The organism is Streptomyces fuscichromogenes (assembly GCF_014645815.1).
GTDB lineage: Bacteria > Actinomycetota > Actinomycetes > Streptomycetales > Streptomycetaceae > Streptomyces > Streptomyces fuscichromogenes.
Map to the genome: position 1 here is coordinate 1 of NZ_BMML01000018.1, position 17,365 is coordinate 17,365.

The 17,365-nt window shown below is 71.6% G+C and carries 15 protein-coding genes and 1 pseudogene; 11 read left to right on the forward strand and 5 right to left on the reverse strand.

The annotated features are described in order from the left end of the window. Window positions 1-180 (reverse strand): annotated as a pseudogene (locus tag IEZ11_RS32510) (inositol monophosphatase family protein); the annotation flags it as partial. Window positions 181-290: 110 nt separating this feature from the next. Between IEZ11_RS32510 and pcaDC the strand changes: the two are divergent. The 8 genes from pcaDC (at window position 291) to IEZ11_RS32550 (ending at window position 7,212) form a co-directional block, all read left to right on the forward strand. Beyond that, window positions 291-1,610 (forward strand): bifunctional 3-oxoadipate enol-lactonase/4-carboxymuconolactone decarboxylase PcaDC, encoded by a 1,320-nt coding sequence (gene pcaDC, locus IEZ11_RS32515; RefSeq protein ID WP_189266535.1) that lies wholly within the window; start codon window positions 291-293, stop codon window positions 1,608-1,610. Between the two features lie 337 nt (window positions 1,611-1,947). Further along, on the forward strand, window positions 1,948-2,583 hold the full coding sequence (locus IEZ11_RS32520) for an MBL fold metallo-hydrolase (RefSeq protein ID WP_189266536.1): 636 nt from the start codon (window positions 1,948-1,950) through the stop codon (window positions 2,581-2,583). Window positions 2,584-2,619: 36 nt separating this feature from the next. Next, the gene (locus tag IEZ11_RS32525; protein ID WP_189266537.1) at window positions 2,620-3,399 is read left to right on the forward strand and encodes an exodeoxyribonuclease III; all 780 of its coding nucleotides are present in this window, start codon (window positions 2,620-2,622) and stop codon (window positions 3,397-3,399) included. A 16-nt stretch (window positions 3,400-3,415) separates the two neighbouring features. Beyond that, a complete protein-coding gene (locus IEZ11_RS32530; RefSeq protein WP_189266538.1) occupies window positions 3,416-3,823 on the forward strand; it encodes a DUF6278 family protein in 408 nt (135 codons plus the stop codon). Between the two features lie 133 nt (window positions 3,824-3,956). Continuing rightward, on the forward strand, window positions 3,957-4,700 hold the full coding sequence (locus IEZ11_RS32535) for an amino acid ABC transporter ATP-binding protein (protein ID WP_189266539.1): 744 nt from the start codon (window positions 3,957-3,959) through the stop codon (window positions 4,698-4,700). A 105-nt stretch (window positions 4,701-4,805) separates the two neighbouring features. Beyond that, window positions 4,806-5,711: a glutamate ABC transporter substrate-binding protein gene (locus IEZ11_RS32540; protein ID WP_373295008.1), complete on the forward strand. Its 906-nt coding sequence runs from the start codon at window positions 4,806-4,808 to the stop codon at window positions 5,709-5,711. A gap of 11 nt (window positions 5,712-5,722) precedes the next feature. Further along, window positions 5,723-6,367, forward strand: a complete 645-nt coding sequence (locus IEZ11_RS32545; protein ID WP_189266541.1) for an amino acid ABC transporter permease — start codon at window positions 5,723-5,725, stop codon at window positions 6,365-6,367. After that, entirely contained in the window at window positions 6,364-7,212 is an 849-nt protein-coding gene (locus tag IEZ11_RS32550) for an amino acid ABC transporter permease (protein WP_189266542.1), read from the forward strand. The genes IEZ11_RS32545 and IEZ11_RS32550 overlap by 4 nt, the downstream gene beginning before the upstream one ends. Before the next feature lie 43 nt (window positions 7,213-7,255). Here IEZ11_RS32550 and IEZ11_RS32555 read toward each other — a convergent pair whose 3' ends face one another. Next, window positions 7,256-8,824 carry a CocE/NonD family hydrolase gene (locus IEZ11_RS32555; RefSeq protein ID WP_189266543.1) on the reverse strand — a complete coding sequence of 523 codons (1,569 nt, stop codon included), beginning with the start codon at window positions 8,822-8,824 and terminating at the stop codon, window positions 7,256-7,258. A gap of 116 nt (window positions 8,825-8,940) precedes the next feature. Further along, window positions 8,941-9,705, reverse strand: a complete 765-nt coding sequence (locus IEZ11_RS32560) for a hypothetical protein (RefSeq protein ID WP_189266544.1) — start codon at window positions 9,703-9,705, stop codon at window positions 8,941-8,943. Between the two features lie 143 nt (window positions 9,706-9,848). Between IEZ11_RS32560 and ggt the strand changes: the two genes are divergently transcribed. After that, window positions 9,849-11,639, forward strand: coding sequence for a gamma-glutamyltransferase (gene ggt, locus IEZ11_RS32565; protein WP_189266545.1), 1,791 nt, complete (start codon window positions 9,849-9,851; stop codon window positions 11,637-11,639). 74 nt (window positions 11,640-11,713) lie between these two features. On the opposite strand, the gene IEZ11_RS32570 is transcribed toward ggt, so the two are convergent. Next, window positions 11,714-14,263, reverse strand: a complete 2,550-nt coding sequence (locus IEZ11_RS32570; protein ID WP_189266546.1) for an ATP-dependent Clp protease ATP-binding subunit — start codon at window positions 14,261-14,263, stop codon at window positions 11,714-11,716. A 274-nt stretch (window positions 14,264-14,537) separates the two neighbouring features. After that, window positions 14,538-15,317, reverse strand: coding sequence for a type I methionyl aminopeptidase (gene map / locus IEZ11_RS32575; RefSeq protein ID WP_189266547.1), 780 nt, complete (start codon window positions 15,315-15,317; stop codon window positions 14,538-14,540). A 44-nt stretch (window positions 15,318-15,361) separates the two neighbouring features. On the opposite strand from map, the gene IEZ11_RS32580 reads away from it, so the two are divergent. Together IEZ11_RS32580 and IEZ11_RS32585 are read left to right on the forward strand one after the other, a co-directional pair. After that, window positions 15,362-15,613 (forward strand): helix-turn-helix domain-containing protein, encoded by a 252-nt coding sequence (locus IEZ11_RS32580; RefSeq protein ID WP_189266548.1) that lies wholly within the window; start codon window positions 15,362-15,364, stop codon window positions 15,611-15,613. A gap of 126 nt (window positions 15,614-15,739) precedes the next feature. Next, window positions 15,740-17,365 carry a hypothetical protein gene (locus IEZ11_RS32585; protein ID WP_189266549.1) on the forward strand — a complete coding sequence of 542 codons (1,626 nt, stop codon included), beginning with the start codon at window positions 15,740-15,742 and terminating at the stop codon, window positions 17,363-17,365.

The following is a 17,365-nucleotide window of genomic DNA, read 5'->3' on the forward strand; positions in this document are numbered from 1 at the left end:
ACGGATGACGCCGAGGATCGTCTTCTCTGCCTCCACATCGGCGGCGGTAGCAAAGTCCCCGGCACTCTTGTCGATGCGGCTGAGCCGCTGGCCATACATGCTGCGGACCACGTCCGCGCCAGCCCGCGCCCCGGCTATCGCGACTGCGGCATCGTCGGAGCTCGCGTATGAGTCGATCACGCCGTGCAGACTATCGAGGCGAAGCTGCCGCCCCGGCGAACCTTCCCGGTCAGAGCACTAGATTCACCCCGGCGATGTGACATCTCGTGACAGATGAGAGGCTCGGACGGGTGAGCGAGACACCACCGAACACCCTGCAATACCGCTTTGACGGGCCAGAAGACGCACCGGTCCTGATCCTGGGTCCCTCCCTGGGTACCACATGGCACATGTGGGACCGGCAGATACCGGAGCTGGTCCAGCAGTGGCGGATCTTCCGGTACGACCTGCCCGGGCACGGTGGTGCGCCGGCGCACCCGGTCGGTTCCGTGGCCGAGCTGACCGCACGGCTGCTGGCCACGCTGGACTCCTTCGGCGTGCAGCGCTTCGGCTACGCGGGCTGCGCGCTCGGCGGCGCCGTCGGCGTCGAGCTGGCCCTGCGGCACCCGGAGCGGATCGCCTCGCTGGCGCTGGTCGCCACCTCGCCCCGGTTCGGGACGGCGGACGAGTTCCGGCAGCGGGGCGTGATAGTCCGGACGAACGGCCTCGACCCGATCGCCCGGACCTCGCCCGAGCGCTGGTTCACCAGCGGGTTCGCCGCCGCCCAGCCCGCGATCACCGAGTGGGCCGTCCAGATGGTCCGCACCACCGACCCCGGCTGCTACATAGCCGCCTGCGAGGCGCTGGCGGGCTTCGACGTACGGCACGAACTCGCCCGGACCGGCGTCCCCACGCTCGTGCTGGTCGGCTCCGACGACCAGATCACCGGCCCCGCCGAGGCCCGCACCCTGGTCGCCGGGATCCCGGACGCCCGGCTCGCGGTGGTACCCGGCGCCTCCCATCTGGTCCCGGTCGAACAGCCCGTCGCCGTCACCGACCTGCTGGTACGGCACTTCTCCACCGCCTGGCAGCCCGCCTACGACTCCACCACCGGCCAGATGGCCATCCCGGCCGCCCCGGTCAAGCCGGTCCTGACGGCCGCCCCGCAGGCCGTGCCGCAGTTCGCTCCCCAGGTCATGCCGATCGCCGAGATCGCCCCGCCGGTCGTACCGCCGCAGCCGTTCGGGCGGCCCGACCCGTACGACGCGGGGCTGAAGGTCCGCCGGGAAGTGCTCGGGGACGCCCATGTGGACCAGGCGCTGGCGCGGGCCGACGAGTTCTCCGGGGACTTCCAGGAGTTCGTCACCCGCTACGCGTGGGGCGAGATCTGGGACCGGCCCGGACTCGACCGACGCTCGCGCAGCTGTGTCACGATCACCGCGCTGGTCGCCGGCGGCCACCTGGAGGAGCTGGGCTTCCACGTCCGCGCGGCGCTGCGCAACGGCCTCACCCCGGACGAGATCAAGGAAGTGCTGCTCCAGGCGGCGGTGTACTGCGGGGTGCCGGCCGCGAACAGCGCGTTCCGGGTGGCCCAGCAGGTCATCCGCGAGGAGACCACTCCCGAGAGCTGAAGGACTGCGAGAGGCGAGGGACTCCCGCGGCCGCAGGGGCGGCCGAGGGCCGGAGGGGCTGCCGGGGGCTGGAGGGGCTGCCGGGGGCCGGAGGACCGCCAGGGACCTGGGGACCGCCAGGGACCCTGGGAACGCCGACGACCGGGGGACCGCCGAGGACCCGGGAACACCGACGACAGGGGACCGCCGGGAACCCGGGGGCACCGCCGGAGCCCCCGGGAATGCCGACGAGCCCCTGGGAACACCGACGACCGGAGGACCGCCGAGGCCCCTGAGGAGCGTCGGCGATCCGGGGGACGTCGGAGGCCGGGGGCGGTTCGGGGGCAGGATGGTGGTCATGAAGCTCACCAAGAAGTCCCATGCGTGTGTGCGCCTGGAGAAGGACGGGCGTGTGCTCGTCCTCGACCCCGGCGGGTTCAGCGAGGAGGACGCGGCCGTCGGCGCCCAGGCGATCCTGATCACCCACGAGCACCCCGACCACTTCGACGAGGACCGGCTGCGGGCCGCGCTGGACGCCGACCCGGCCGCCGAGATCTGGACGCTGAAGTCCGTCGCCGACCAGCTCGCCGCGGCCTTCCCGGGCCGGGTGCACACCGTCGGCCACGGCGACACCTTCACCGCCGCCGGTTTCGACGTCCAGGTGCACGGCGAACTGCACGCGGTGATCCACCCGGACATCCCGCGCATCACCAACGTCGGCTACCTGATCGACGGCGGCAGGGTCTTCCACCCGGGCGACGCCCTCACCGTCCCGGACCACCCCGTCGAGACCCTGATGCTTCCCGTGATGGCTCCCTGGAACAAGATCTCCGAGGTCATCGACTACGTCCGCGAGGTGAAGCCACAGCGCGCCTACGACATCCACGACGCGCTGCTGACCGACCTGGCCCGGCCGATCTACGACCGCCAGATCGGCGCCCTCGGCGGTGCGGACCACCAGCGGCTGGCGCCGGGGGCCTCGGCGGACGTCTGAGGCCGGTTGTCAGAGGGGCCCGGTAGGTTGTGGGGCATGCGCATCGCGACCTGGAACGTGAACTCGATCACCGCCCGCCTGCCGAGGCTTCTCGCCTGGCTGGAGAGCAGCGGCACCGACGTGCTCTGCCTCCAGGAGGCCAAGGTCGCCGAGGAGCAGTTCCCGTTCGAGCAACTGCGCGAGCTGGGCTACGAGGCGGCGGTGAACGCGACCGGCCGGTGGAACGGCGTGGCGGTGCTGTCGAAGGTCGGCCTGGCGGACGTCGTCAAGGGGCTGCCCGGCGACCCCGGCTACGACGGCGGTGTGGAGCCGCGCGCGGTCTCGGCGACCTGCGGCCCGGTCCGGGTCTGGTCGGTGTACGTGCCCAACGGCCGCGAGGTGGACCACCCGCACTACGCCTACAAGCTCCAGTGGTTCGAGGCGTTGAAGGCGGCCGTGGCCGGGGACGCGGGCGGCGGTCGCCCGTTCGCCGTCCTCGGTGACTACAACGTGGCGCCGACCGACGACGACGTCTTCGACACGGCCGCCTTCGAGGGCCTCACCCATGTCACCCCGGCCGAGCGCGCGGCCCTCGCCTCCCTGCGCGAGGCCGGCCTCTCCGACGTCGTCCCGCGCCCGCTCAAGTACGACCACCCGTTCACCTACTGGGACTACCGCCAGCTCGGCTTCCCCAAGAACCGCGGCATGCGCATCGACCTGGTGTACGGCAACGAGCCGTTCGCCAAGGCCGTCTCGGACGCCTACGTCGACCGCGAGGAGCGCAAGGGCAAGGGCGCGTCCGATCATGCTCCGGTAGTGGTGGACCTGGAGGTCTGAGTGTCAACCTGGAACCATGAACATCCCCTTCCTGGGTAACAGGCACGGCCAGACCGTTGACGTCCCGCACACCGCCGACCCCGATCTGCTCGCCGAGTGCGAGCTGCTGCGCGCCCAGGCGGCCGAGGAGGGCGTCGCGCTCGACGACACCCCGGCCTCGTTGGAGGCCCTCGACCAGCTGCTCCCGCGCTGGCGGGACGACGAGGAGACCCTGACCTGGCTCGGCACCGACGCCGGCCTGTACCTGGGCACCGTCCTGACCCGGACGGTGCCCGGCGCCGAGTGGGAGATCCGGGCGGACGGGGAGCCGGTCGTCCGGCTCGCGTCCGGGCGGGAGTTCGAGGTCGTCGGGTCCGGTCACGACTGGGCCGCGAGCGGGGTGCCCGAACTCTCGCAGCTCTACGCGGAGGTCGCCGAGGTCTGAACGGCGGCCGCCCGGCTATAAAGACGGTGTAAATACGGCTAATACCCGAAAAGTGCGTGTCGTGCGTTGAGTCCTTCCGCGGCTGGATAGTTTGCGGCGACCACGGCACGGCTGAGAGTGGGTAGGGCTGCGTATGGCCGTCGATCCTCTGATCGAACTGCGGGACGTCAACAAGTACTACGGCGAGCTCCATGTCCTCCAGGACGTCGATCTCACCGTCGGCAAGGGGGAAGTGGTCGTGGTCATCGGCCCCTCGGGGTCGGGAAAGTCGACGCTGTGCCGGACGATCAACCGCCTGGAGACCATCGAGTCCGGCACGATCACCCTCGACGGACAGCCGCTGCCCCAGGAGGGCAGGGCCCTCGCGAAGCTCCGCGCCGAGGTCGGCATGGTCTTCCAGTCCTTCAACCTGTTCGCCCACAAGACGGTCCTCCAGAACGTCTCCCTCGCCCAGATCAAGGTGCGCGGGCGCAGGAAGGACCAGGCCGACCGGCGCTCACGTGAACTCCTCGACCGAGTGGGCCTGTCGGCGCAGGCCGGGAAGTACCCCGCTCAGCTCTCCGGCGGCCAGCAGCAGCGGGTGGCCATCGCCCGCGCCCTCGCCATGGAACCCAAGGCCCTTCTCTTCGACGAGCCCACCTCCGCCCTCGACCCCGAGATGATCAACGAGGTGCTTGAGGTCATGCGGCAGCTGGCCCGGGACGGCATGACCATGGTCGTCGTCACCCATGAGATGGGCTTCGCCCGCTCGGCCGCGAACCGGGTGGTCTTCATGGCCGACGGCCGCATCGTCGAGGACCGCGCCCCGGAGGAGTTCTTCACCGCCCCGCGCAGCGACCGGGCCAGGGACTTCCTGTCCAAGATCCTCAAGCACTGAGCGGGGGCACCTGCGATGATCCGTACCACCCGTGTGCCCGTCCTCCGTGTGCCTGTTCCCCGTGCGTCCGTCCCCGGTGCGCCTGTCCGCCGGGTGCGCGCCGCCCTGGCCCTGCTCGCCGCGCTGGTCACCGGCGTCGGCGCCGGATTCGGCCTGGTCGGCTGCGGCAGGGCGGGCAGCCCGCCGCGGAAGGGCCCCGCGGCCGACCGGCTCCCCGTGTACCAGGTCGCGCAGGGCTTCCGACTGCCCGCTTCCCCCACCTGGACCCGGGCGAAGAAGCGCGGCTACTTCGTCGTCGGCGCCAAGGAGGACCAGCCCTACCTCGGTGAACGGGACCCGGCCACCGGCGTCTACTCGGGCTTCGACATCGAGATCGCCAGGATGATGTCCGCCTCCCTCGGCCTCGCCCCGAAGACGATCCGCTTCCGGACCATCGCCTCCGCCAACCGCGAGACCGCCCTCCAGAACGGCCAGATCGACTACTACGTCGGCACCTACACCATCAACGACAACCGCAAGAAGCTCGTGGGGTTCGCCGGGCCCTACTACCTGGCGGGCCAGTCCCTCCTCGTCCGCCGCGACGAGACCGACATCCACGGCCCCCGGGACCTCGCCGGCAAACGCGTCTGCTCGGCGGCCGGCTCCACGCCGTACCAGCGGATCAGGGCCGAGTACCCGAAGGCGGTCCTGATCGCCTACGACACCTACTCCGTCTGCGTCGACAACCTGCTCACCTACCAGGTCGACGCCGTCACCACCGACGACGCCATCCTCATCGGCTACGCGGCGAAGGCCCCCGGCGAACTCAAGGTCGTGGGCAGGCCCTTCTCCAGGGAGCCGTACGGCATCGGCGTCCCCCGCGGCGACACCGCCCTGCGCTTCGCGATGGACGACGCACTGGAGGCACGTGAGAGGAACGGCGACTGGAAGAAGGCGTACGAGGCGACGCTCGGCCTGTCCGGTGTGCCCGCCCCGAAGCCGCCCCCGATCGACCGCTATCCCGCGAGCTGAGCGAGGACGGGATGAACGTACTGACAGACAACTTCCACACGTACGCCGAGGGTTTCCTCGGCACGCTCGAACTGACCGTCTACTCCTCGGTGCTGGCCCTGGTCCTCGGCTTCCTGATGGCGTCCTTCCGGGTCGCGCCCGTCGGTTCGCTGCGCATCTTCGGCACCGCCTGGGTCACCGTGCTCCGCAACACCCCGCTCACCCTGCTGTTCTTCGCGGTGCTGCTGGGCCTGCCCCGGTTCGGACTGGTTCTGCCCTTCAAGGTGTTCGCGGTCCTCGCCCTCGGCTGCTACACCTCCGCCTTCGTCTGCGAGGCGCTGCGCTCCGGCATCAACACCGTGCCCAGGGGCCAGGGCGAGGCGGCCCGCAGCCTGGGCATGACCTTCGGGCAGACGCTCCAACTGGTGATCCTGCCCCAGGCGTTCCGGTCGGTCATCCCACCGGTCGGCTCCACCCTCATCGCGCTCGCCAAGAACTCCGCGATCGCGGGCGCCTTCAGTGTCACCGAACTCCTCGGCACCTACCGGACGCTGAGCGAGCTCGGCTACAACATCGTCTGGACCTTCGTCTGGATCGCGGTCGGCTACCTGATCATCACCCTCGCCATCAGCGCCCTGTTCCACCTGATGGAGCGCGCGTGGGGAGTCGCTCGATGAGCGAGTCCAGCGCGCTCTACGACATCCCCGGCCCCGCGGCCAGGAGACGGCACACGGCCTACGGCGCCCTGGCGACGGCCGTCATCCTCGCCCTGCTCGGCTGGATCCTGTATCTCCTCTTCGACACCGGCCAGTTCACGTACACGAAGTGGATGCCCTTCGCCTACCAGGGAATCCAGGAACTCCTCCTGCGAGGACTCGGCAACACGCTCAGGGCCTTCGCGACGGCAGCCGTCCTCTCCCTCGCGCTGGGCGGGCTGCTGGCCACCGGACGGCTCTCCGAGCACCGGCCGGTGCGACTGCTCGCCACCGTCGTCGTCGAGTTCTTCCGTGCCATGCCCGTGCTGGTGATGATCTTCTTCGTCTTCGTGGCGCTGAAGGTGCATCCGCTGCCCGCCCTGGTCGCCGGACTCACCCTCTACAACGGCTCCGTGCTCGCCGAGGTGTTCCGCTCCGGGGTGAACAGCGTCGAACGCGGCCAGCGGGAGGCCGCGTTCGCGCTCGGCATGCGCAAGACCCAGGTCATGACGTACGTCCTGGTGCCCCAGGCCGTCCGGGCCATGCTGCCGGCCATCATCAGCCAGCTCGTGGTGGCCCTGAAGGACACCTCGCTCGGCTATCTCATCACCTACGAGGAGTTCCTCCATGCCGGGAAACTGATCGCGTCGAACCTCGACTACGATTTGCCCTTCATCCCTGTGGTGATGGTGATCTCGCCGATCTACATCGGGATGTGCATGTCGCTCTCGTGGTTCGCCGGCTGGGTGGCCAGGCGGGAGCGGCACAGTCCCAGGAGCGGGGCCGCCGAGGCGGCACCGGCCGAACCGGGGACGCTGCTGCCGTAGGGGGCAGCAGCCAGGGCCAGGCCCGGCCGGCGGCAGCCGGAGATCACTGCTCGCGCAGCGGGACGGACACGTACGACGGGTCGTCCACCGGCGAGGAGAAGGTCAGCTGCGCGCCGGACGGGTTGTGCTCGATGTAGAGCGGGTCCACGGTGTCCACCACCAGCGCGAGCCGATGCCCGGCGGGCACGTCGTAGGCCGTGGAGAACAGGTCCAGGTCCACGTCGAACGCCTTGCCGGGCGTCCGGCCGTGCCAGGTGTACGGCGCGTTGGTGACCAGCTTGCCGAGGCCGAGCGGCCCCACGTCGTACAGGTAGGCGATGAGGGTGCCGCTCTCCGCGGTCGGGGTGAGGGTGGTGTGCAACCGGGCGGTGCCGCGTACCTGCTGGGCGCTGCCGTACCGCTCGGACTGCCAGACGGCGGCCCAGCGGCGGGGCAGCAGCGGGATCGACGCGACCGGGGGCAGCTGGGCGACCTGGTCGAGGATGCTGGACAGGAAGACGGTCCCGCCGTCCGCGCCCGAGTCGACGTTCGCGTGCACGGTGGCCGTGCCGGCCAGGTCGATCTTCCGCCGGGTGGCGCCGACCGACTTCCAGTCCGGGTAGCCCTCGTAGCCGCCGGTGGAACGGGACTTGAGCTCCACGGGCTGCTCGCGGTCGATCCCGTTGTCCTCGCCCTTGAGATAGTGGTCGAACCAGCGCTCGGTGTCCGTCCACACGTCGTTGGGCAGTCCGAACAGTCCGGTCAGTTCGGCGGTGGCGTGGTCGCCTGGACGCAGTTCGAGCCGCTTGGGGCCGGTCAGCCTGGAGTAGAAGTCGGCGATCTGGTTGGGCGGGAAGATGGTGTCGCCCCAGGCGTTGGCGAGCATGATCGCCGCGCCGTTCTTGTTGATCTGGTCGACATAGGTCGCGGCGGAACGTTTCCGCCCCCAGTCGATCAGCTCCTGTTCCTTGGAGAGGTCGGCGGCGAGGAAGTCCTTGAGGGCCTGGCTGGTCTCCGCGCTCGGGCGCCCGGTGACGAGGCCGACGCCGTCGAGGACGGCGGTCGCCTGAGCGTGCTCCGTACGGCCCGAGTAGATCGAGTCGATCAGGTCGGCCCAGCCGCTGAGCGAGGCGACCGCCTTGATCCGCTGGTCGTGTGCGGCGGCCAGCAGGCTGATGCCCGCGCCGTACGACACGCCCGCCATGCCGATGTGCCCGGCGTCGGACGGGGTGTTGGCGAGCGCCCAGTCGATCACCCTGGAGGCGTCGGCCACATCGGACGGACCCGCCACCTCGATCTCGCCGCCGGACTGCCAGAAACCCCGGACGTTGTAGGCCACCACCACATAGCCGGAGTCGGCGAGCTTCTGGGCCTGGGCCAGGTACTGGACCTGGGGAAAGCCCCAGCTCGTGGGCATGACGAGCAGGGGGTAGCGGTGTGAGCCGTCGGCGCCCGCGGGCATGACGACGTTCGCCTTGAGCGTCGTGCCGCCGTCGCCGGTGACGTCGACGAACCGGACACCGTCGGTGGCGGCCTGGGCGGCGGGGGCGAACCCGAGGACGCCTCCGGCGATCAGGGTCGCGGAGACGGCGCCCACGGCGGTCGTACGCAGGGCCTTGCGATGGGTTCCCACAGGTCACTCCCCATACGTGTCAATGCAAAGTGACCCGACGGTAACCGCGACCCCTTACCGTAAGTAACCCGCCGGTAAGTTACGTGCCAGTAACGATTGTTGAAGGGTGCAGGTATTCAGGAGGCGCGGTGCGAGGAGGGCGCGGTGTCGGTCGCGGCGGGCGGCAGCGGCGCCTGGGCGGCCCGGCTGACGTCCTCGACGAGTTCGACCACGTCAGGGCCGTACGCCTGCGAGTTGACGACCTTGAGGAGCAGCACGAAGGAGTTGTTGCCGTGCTTGCGGGCGAGCCGCGCGTGGTTGCGGGCGAGGTAGCGGGTGGCCGCCTGGTTGGTGATCGCGCGCTGCCCGCAGAAGAGGAACACCGGGCGCGCGTCCGGGCGTTGACCGGCGGTGAGCCGGGCCAGCAGCACGTACTCCGTGATGCCCGGATCCAGCCGGTAGCGCTCGGTGCCGATCTGGAAGGCGCCGCGGTCCGGGCCCGGCTCCGGGTCGATGTTGACGCGGACGCCGGGGAGCATCGCGGACATGTGGGCGAGCATGCGGCGATTCGATCCGGGCCCGCCGACGCAGAACTCGGTCCGCTCGCCGAAGCCCTGCTGGACGTTGTCCTGGGTCACCATCTGGAGGTTCGCGCCGCAGTCCTTGATCAGCGAGGCCAGTTCCAGGAGGGCGAACACGTCGAAACGGTGGACCGCCGGTTCGGACGTGGCCGGATCACGGTTGACGACCAGCAGCGACTCCGAGTTCTCCGGCAGCCCGAAGAACGCCTGCTTGCGGCGCAGGGCGCGGCGCCACAGGGAAGTGCGGGCCAGCCAGCCCAGCGCCGCGCTGATGCCGGCCGCCACCACGCCGAGGATAATGTTCCGCAGGTCGTCATTCATGGGCGCGCATGCTAGCGGTCACAGGTGGCCGGAACGTACCCGTGTTCGAAGTGTGGCGGTCGTATGACCGTGCCCTGAATGTGGCTGTCGGGGGTGCGGCCCCGTCGATACGCTGCGCGGACGTTCCGGAACTGGAGGTGCGGATGCGTCGCCCTGTCGCGCGGAAACTGACGGTCCTGGCGGTCTCGGCCGCCGTGGTGTCGGTGGGGGCGGCGGCACCGCCCGCCCCCGGCACCACCACCGCGAAGACCCCGGTGGCCGTCGGCTACGGAGGTGCGGTCGCCAGCGTCGACGCGGACGCCACCGCGGCCGGTATCGAGGTGCTCCGCAAGGGCGGCAACGCGGTCGACGCGGCCGTCGCGACCGCCGCCGCGCTCGGCGTCACCGAGCCCTACTCCTCCGGCATCGGAGGCGGCGGCTACTTCGTCTACTACGACGCCAAGTCCCGTACCGTGCACACCATCGACGGGCGCGAGACCGCGCCGCTGACCGCCGACTCCGACCTGTTCGTGGAGAACGGCCAGCCGCTGGCCTTCGCGGACGCCGTGAGCAGCGGACTGAGCGTCGGCACCCCGGGGACGCCGGCCACCTGGCAGACGGCGCTCAGCCAGTGGGGGACCGAGCGGCTCGGTACGGTGCTGAAACCGGCCGAGCGGATCGCGCGCGACGGGTTCGTCGTCGACGACACGTTCCGGACGCAGACCGCCGCGAACGAGACCCGGTTCCGGTACTTCCCCGACACGGCGAAGCTGTTCCTGCCGGGCGGGCAGCTGCCGGTGGTGGGATCCACCTTCAGGAACCCAGAACTCGCCAGGACCTACAAGGAGTTGGGGAAGAAGGGGATCGCTGACATCTACCAGGGCGACCTCGGCAAGGACATCGTCTCGACGGTCGACAACCCGCCGGTGGACCCCGCTTCGGGGTGGAAGGCGCGCGCGGGCAAGCTGTCCGCGAAGGATCTGGCCGCCTACCGGGCGAAGTTGCAGGCGCCGACCGAGACGGGGTACCGCGGGCTGAAGGTGTACTCCATCGCGCCGTCCTCGTCGGGTGGCACGACGGTCGGGGAGGCCCTCAACATCCTGGAGAACACCGACCTCTCCAAGGCGAGCGAGGTGCAGTACCTGCACCACTACATCGAGGCGAGCCGGATCGCGTTCGCCGACCGGGGGCGCTGGGTCGGCGACCCCGCCTTCGAGGACGTGCCGACGAAGGGGCTGCTGTCACAGCGGTACGCCGACGAGCGGGCGAAGCTGATCAGCGACGACGCGGTGCTGACCAGCCCGGTCGCGCCGGGCGACCCGAACAACCCCGGTTCGACGGGTACGGCGGCGCCCACCACGTACGAGGGCGAGAACACGACGCACCTCACGGTCGCCGACAAGTGGGGGAACGTCGTCTCCTACACGCTGACCATCGAGCAGACCGGCGGCAGCGCGATCACCGTGCCGGGGCGGGGGTTCCTGCTCAACAACGAGCTGACCGACTTCTCGTTCACGCCGGCGAACCCCGCCGTGCACGACCCGAACCTGCCCGGTCCCGGGAAGCGGCCGCGGTCGTCCATCTCGCCGACGATCGTGCTCGACAAGGCGAACCGTCCCGTGGTCGCCGTGGGTTCGCCCGGTGGCGCGACCATCATCACGACCGTGCTCCAGGTGCTGACCGAGTTCCTCGACCGGCATCTGCCGCTGGTGGACGCGATCGCCGCGCCGCGGGCTTCGCAGCGGAACGCGGCGAAGACCGAGTTGGAGCCGGCGCTGTACAACGACGCCGAGCTGCGGGGGAAGTTGGAGGCGATCGGGCACTCGTTCTCGTTGAACCCCGAGATCGGGGCGGCGACGGGTGTGCAGCGGCTGCCCGGTGGGAAGTGGCTGGCGGCGGCGGAGACGGTGCGGCGCGGTGGAGGGTCCGCGCAGGTGGTGGATCCGGCGCCGTAGTTCGCGGGCCGCGGGGGCGTGGGGGCTGGTCGCGCCCACGCGGCGGAGCCGCACATGAATACAGTCCCGCGCCCCTAAAGGGGTGCCCTGGCCGGCCGGAATTCCAAGTGGCCGTCGATGACATCCACCGTCAGGTCGCTGCCCTCCGCGACCGTGCCGTCGAGAAGCAGCCGGGAGAGCTGGTTGTCGACCTCTCTCTGGATGGTGCGGCGCAGCGGTCGGGCGCCGTACTCCGGCTGGTAGCCGTGTTCCGCCAGCCAGTTGACCGCCGCGTCCGTGAAGTGGGCCGTGATGCCCTGGGCGTGCAGCATGCGGCGGGTGCGTTCCAGCAGGAGTTCGGTGATCTGACGCAGCTGCTCGCCGGTGAGCTGGCGGAAGACGACGATCTCGTCGATGCGGTTGAGGAACTCCGGGCGGAAGTGGTCCCGGAGCGGGCGCAGGACCCGTTCGCGACGGGCCTCCTCGGTCGCCTCCTCGCCGCCGGGGCCGAAGCCGATGCCGGCGCCGCGGCTGGTGATCGCGTCCGAGCCCAGGTTGCTCGTCATCACGATGACCGTGTTGGTGAAGTCCACCGTGCGGCCCTGGGAGTCGGTCAGGCGGCCGTCGTCCAGGACCTGGAGCAGGATGTTGAAGACGTCCGGGTGCGCCTTCTCCACCTCGTCCAGCAGGAGCAGGGAGTACGGGTGGCGGCGGACCACCTCGGTCAGCTGGCCCGCCTCCTCGTGGCCGACGTATCCCGGAGGGGCGCCCACCAGACGGGAGACGGTGTGGCGCTCCTGGTACTCGCTCATGTCCAGGCGGACCATCCGCTCCTCGCTGCCGAACAGCACCTCGGCGAGCGCGCGGGCCAGTTCGGTCTTGCCGACGCCGGTCGGGCCGAGGAAGAGGAAGCTGCCGATCGGGCGCTGGGGGCTCGCGAGACCGGCACGGGAGCGCATGACCGCCTCGGAGACGGCGGCGACCGCCTCGTCCTGGCCGATGACCCGCTGGTGCAGATGCGCCTCCAGACCCAGCAGCCGTTCCTTCTCCTCCTGGGTGAGACTGCTGACCGGGATGCCGGTCTGCCGGGAGACCACCTCGGCGATCGCCTCGGCCGTCACCTCCAGGTTCAGCCCCTCGTCCGCCTGGTCCTCCCCGGAGAGTTCGCCGATGCGGCTCTTCAACTCGCTCACGCGGTCCCGCAGTTGCGTGGCACGCTCGTACTGCTCGTCGGCGACCGCCTGGTCCTTGTCCCGCATGAGCTGCTCTATCTCGCGCTCCATGACCCGTACGTCGCTGCCCTTGGTGCGGGCGCCGAGGCGGACCCGGGCGCCCGCCTGGTCGATCAGGTCGATCGCCTTGTCCGGCAGCCTGCGGTCGGTGAGGTAGCGGTCGGAGAGCCCGACGGCGGCGACCAGGGCCTCGTCGGTGTAGCGGACCTGGTGGTGGGCCTCGTAGCGGTCGCGCAGGCCGCGCAGGATCTCGATGGTGTCCGGGACCGTCGGCTCGGGCACCAGGATCGGCTGGAAGCGGCGGGCCAGTGCCGCGTCCTTCTCGATCTTGCGGAACTCCTCCAGGGTGGTCGCGCCCACGACGTGCAGTTCGCCCCGGGCCAGCGCGGGCTTGAGGATGTTGGCCGCGTCCATCGCGCCGCCCTCGCCGCCGCCCCCGGCCCCGACCACGGTGTGCAGCTCGTCGATGAAGACGATCAGCTGGTCGGAGTGCGAGCGGATCTCGTTCACGATGTTGTTGAGACGCTCCTCGAAGTCGCCCCGGAAACGGGTGCCCGCGACCACGCCCGGCAGGTCGAGGGCGATCACCCGGCGGCACGACAGCACGTCCGGCACGTCCCCGTCGGCGATCCGCTGGGCCAGGCCCTCGACGATCGCCGTCTTGCCGACACCGGCGTCACCGATCAGCACGGGGTTGTTCTTGCCGCGCCGGGAGAGCACCTCGATGGTCTGCTCGATCTCGTCGTCGCGGCCGATGACCGGGTCGATCCGGCCCTCACCGGCCAGCTCGGTCAGATCGCGCCCGTACTTGTCCAGGGTCGGCGTGCTGCTGGTACGGCGCCGGGTGTCCGGGCCGGGCAGCGAGCGGTCGGTCTCCGTGGTGTCCGGCGGCAGGCCGGCGGCGGCGAACCGGGCGGCGTTCAGGATGTGCCCGGCCGCCGAGTCCGGGTTGGCGGCGAGCGCGCCCAGCACGTGCTCGGGGCCGATGTACCCGGCACCCCCGGCCCGGGCCAGGTCGTGTGCGTCAAGCAGGGCCCGCTTCACGGCCGGGGTGAGGGAGAGCGAGGTCGGCGGGGGCGCCTCGCCGGGCGGGTGCTGGACCGGGCCCGCGCGGCCGTCGATCTCCGTCGCCAGCGAGTCGGGATCGGCGCCGGACCTGCTCAGCAGGGAGCGGGTGGGCTCCGCCGTGAGCGCCGCGCGCAGCAGGTGCTCGGTGTCGAGGTCCCGGCTGCCGTGCTCGGCGGCGTACTGGGCGGCGCCCTTGACCAGCTCCCTGGCCGGCTGGCTGAGCAGCCTGCCGATGTCGATCTGCCGGGGCCCCTGGCGGGCACCGCCGCCGCCGAAGAAGCGTGCGAGGAACTCCCCGAAGGGATCCTGTCCGTAGTCGTCCGGTCCGGGGTAGCCGCTGGTCATGAGCGTTCGTTCCGTTCCGGCGTCCCGGCGCCTTGAGGGACGCGCTCGCTGGTCGACGTGCCGGTCCACACGGGTGCCCCCGCCGCAGGGCCCGGTCACACCACCTTCGCACGCCCGCCGGAGGGGGGCACGTCCAGCCGCCCCGGGCCGGAACGGCTCCGGGCGGCACCGCGGCGATCCGCGTTCCTCTCGTGGTGCGGCGCGGTACGCGGGCAACCCGTCCGTGTACCGCGACAGGAGATGTGCGGGAAGGACCGTGCGGCAAGGGCCTGCGTCAGTTCTCCGGGTTCCTGGCCGTGAGAATCCGCGGCCCCGCCTCGGTGACCGCCACCGTGTGCTCCACGTGGGCCGCCCGCGAGCCGTCGTTCGTGCGCAGGGTCCAGCCGTCGGGAGCCTCGTGGTAGCCGTCCCGGCCGCTGCTGATCAGCATCGGCTCGATCGCGAGGGCCATGCCGTGCCGGAGCGGGAAGCCGCGCCCGGGGCGGCCCTCGTTCGGCACCTCCGGGTCCTCGTGCATACGGCGGCCGATGCCGTGCCCGCCGAAGCCCTGCGGGATGCCGTAGCCGGCCTCCCGGCACACCCGCCCGACCGCGTGCGCGATGTCGCCGGTGCGGTTGCCGGGCACCGCCGCCGCGATGCCCGCCGCCAGCGCCCGCTCCGCCGTCTCGATGAGCCGCAGGTCCGCCGGGCGCGGCTCGCCGACCGTGAAGCTGATCGCCGAGTCACCGGCCCAGCCGTCCAGCTCGGCGCCGCAGTCGATGGAGACCAGGTCGCCGTCGCGCAGTCGGTAGCCGGACGGGATGCCGTGCACGATCGCGTCGTTCACGGACGCGCAGATCACGGCGGGGAACGGGGTGGGCGCGAACGAGGGCCGGTAGCCGAGGAAGGGGGAGCCGGCCCCGGCCTCGCGCAGCACCTCCCGGGCCACCTCGTCCAGTTCGAGGAGGGAGACGCCGATGCCGGCGGCGTCCCGGACGGCCGTCAGGGCCCGCCCGACGACCTGCCCCGCCGCGTACATGGCATCCAGCGATGTGTCTGTCTTCAGTTCCACCATGCCAATTAATATACCGGCTTTCTCGACCGGGTTAGAATGACGGCATGGTGCGTACCCCTCTCACCCCGGAAGAGCGCGAACGCGGCGAGCGGCTCGGGCGGTTGCTGCGCGAGGCGCGCGGCGGCCGCAGCATGACCGAGGTGGCCGCCGTGGCGGGCATCTCGGCCGAGACCCTCCGCAAGATCGAGACCGGGCGGGCGCCGACCCCCGCCTTCTTCACCGTCGCCGCGCTGGCCCGCGCGCTCGGCCTGTCGATGGACGACCTGGTGGAGCGCTGCGCCCTGGTCCCGGTGTGACGCGCATCGGTCAAGATCGGGCAATGAGGGGTCTGCGCACCCGCTGAAAACTCCCCGTAGCAACCCCGTAACACAACTGGTGTTGCCTACGGAGCCGGAGTGTTCCGGTCTGGCGGGAGTCGAGCGATGACTGTGGATCAACTCCCCAGCCGGGTGCGGGAGTTCGCGAACTACCTGAACGGCCTGCTGGCGCGCCTGGACCAGGGCGCCGGCTGGTGCGCCGTCTTCTGGCAACGCGACCCCGACGGTATGCAGGCCTGTCTCGGCGGGCGCGAGGTGCCGCCCTGGGACGTCGTGGAGGCGCTGCTCCAGGACCTGGCGACCCGCTACGGCCCCCAGGCCGTCGCCCGCGAGACCGAGCGGGCCCGGTTCCTGCACGAGGACGCGCTCGCCGCCTACGACTCCCGACCGGGTGCCCGCGAGGACCTGGGGGACCGCCTCGACGTCACGCTCCGCGAACAGCGGTACGCCACCGAACGGCTGGCCCAGCTCGGCCGCGCCCTCGACGCCGCGCACTCCCGGGAGGCGGCCGAGGCCCTGAACGTCGACCTCGCCTGGGCCCGCGACGACCATGAACGGGCGACCGCCCGGTGCGCCGAACTCCGGTCCCGGATAGGACGGTTGGAGCACCGGGCCGAACTCGCCGACCGCCTGCGGAGCGCACGGACGACGGAGCACGGGGGCGGCGGGGCGCTGTTCCGCGCGGGCGGCGCGTTCTCGACGGCCGAGGCGGGCGCGGCGGGCGCGGCGGGCGGTCCGGCGGCCTCGGCCACCGGGGCGGGCGGCGGACGCCCGGACGGCCCGGCGGGGAAGGCCTCGGCGCCGGCCGGACGCTCCGCGCCGGGCCCGGCCGATCCGTCGTCGGCGAACGGTGCCGTCGCCGCGCCCGCGAACGGCCCCGCGATCCCCGGCCACCTGCACGGACCCACGCCCGACGACGGTGCGACGGCATGGACCCCGGCCGTCACTCCCGAGCCGGCCCCCGCCCCCGCTCTCGCCCCGGTTCCGGACCCCGTCCCCGCCAAGCAGCGCAAGCGGCGGCGGGGCAGCGCCCGGTTCGCCGGCCTGGCCGAGGACGAGGCCGTGCCCACCCTCGTACCACAGGCGCCGGAGGCGTCGTCCGGGCCCGCCACCACCGGCCGCCGTACCCCGCGCGGGGCCCGGTTCGCCGGGGCCACCGAGGTGCCGGTGCGGCCGGAACCGGCGGTGGCGCAGCCCGACAAGGAGGCGGGGCAGGCCGTGGCAGCGGCAGTGGAGCGGCTCGTACGGCTGCGGGCGGAGGGCCGCACCGGGGAGGCGCACGCACTCCTGGCCGAGGTCGCGCACTGGGGCGCCGCCCGGTTCCCGCTGCTCGCGGACGCCCTCCAGCGGTCCGGGCTCGGCGCGGACTGGGCCACGCTGCTCTGGGAGACGGCCTCGCTGCCGCCCGCCCGGCTCGTCGCCGCCGCCGACGCCCTCACGGCAGCGGGCCGGACCGACGACGGCCGGCAGATCCTGCGCCAGGGCGTCGTCCGCCCCGCCACCGAGATCGGCGAGGCCGTCCTGGCCCTGGACACGGAGGGCCGCCACCGCGAGGTCCGGGCCCTGCTGGACACCTATGTCCAGGTCCGCACCCCGGAGGAGGCGGCCCACAGCGCGGAGCCGGATCCCCAGCGCCTGGTGCCCCTGCTGCTCAGGTCGGCGCAGGCGATCTCCGACCAACGCCAGTGGGACCTGCTCCACGCGCTGAGGGTGGCGGGCCTCGCTTCCTGA

Bases quoted from the DNA above. Each gene is read 5' to 3' on its own strand.
- ggt (WP_189266545.1), top strand. From the start codon at position 9,849: ATGCGTCGCCCTGTCGCGCGGAAACTGACGGTCCTGGCGGTCTCGGCC.
- IEZ11_RS32525 (WP_189266537.1), top strand. From the start codon at position 2,620: ATGCGCATCGCGACCTGGAACGTGAACTCGATCACCGCCCGCCTGCCG.
- IEZ11_RS32530 (WP_189266538.1), top strand. From the start codon at position 3,416: ATGAACATCCCCTTCCTGGGTAACAGGCACGGCCAGACCGTTGACGTC.
- IEZ11_RS32550 (WP_189266542.1), top strand. From the start codon at position 6,364: ATGAGCGAGTCCAGCGCGCTCTACGACATCCCCGGCCCCGCGGCCAGG.
- IEZ11_RS32560 (WP_189266544.1), bottom strand. From the start codon at position 9,705: ATGAATGACGACCTGCGGAACATTATCCTCGGCGTGGTGGCGGCCGGC.
- map (WP_189266547.1), bottom strand. From the start codon at position 15,317: ATGGTGGAACTGAAGACAGACACATCGCTGGATGCCATGTACGCGGCG.
- IEZ11_RS32585 (WP_189266549.1), top strand. From the start codon at position 15,740: ATGACTGTGGATCAACTCCCCAGCCGGGTGCGGGAGTTCGCGAACTAC.
- IEZ11_RS32545 (WP_189266541.1), top strand. From the start codon at position 5,723: ATGAACGTACTGACAGACAACTTCCACACGTACGCCGAGGGTTTCCTC.
- IEZ11_RS32520 (WP_189266536.1), top strand. From the start codon at position 1,948: ATGAAGCTCACCAAGAAGTCCCATGCGTGTGTGCGCCTGGAGAAGGAC.
- IEZ11_RS32570 (WP_189266546.1), bottom strand. From the start codon at position 14,263: ATGACCAGCGGCTACCCCGGACCGGACGACTACGGACAGGATCCCTTC.
- IEZ11_RS32535 (WP_189266539.1), top strand. From the start codon at position 3,957: ATGGCCGTCGATCCTCTGATCGAACTGCGGGACGTCAACAAGTACTAC.
- IEZ11_RS32580 (WP_189266548.1), top strand. From the start codon at position 15,362: ATGGTGCGTACCCCTCTCACCCCGGAAGAGCGCGAACGCGGCGAGCGG.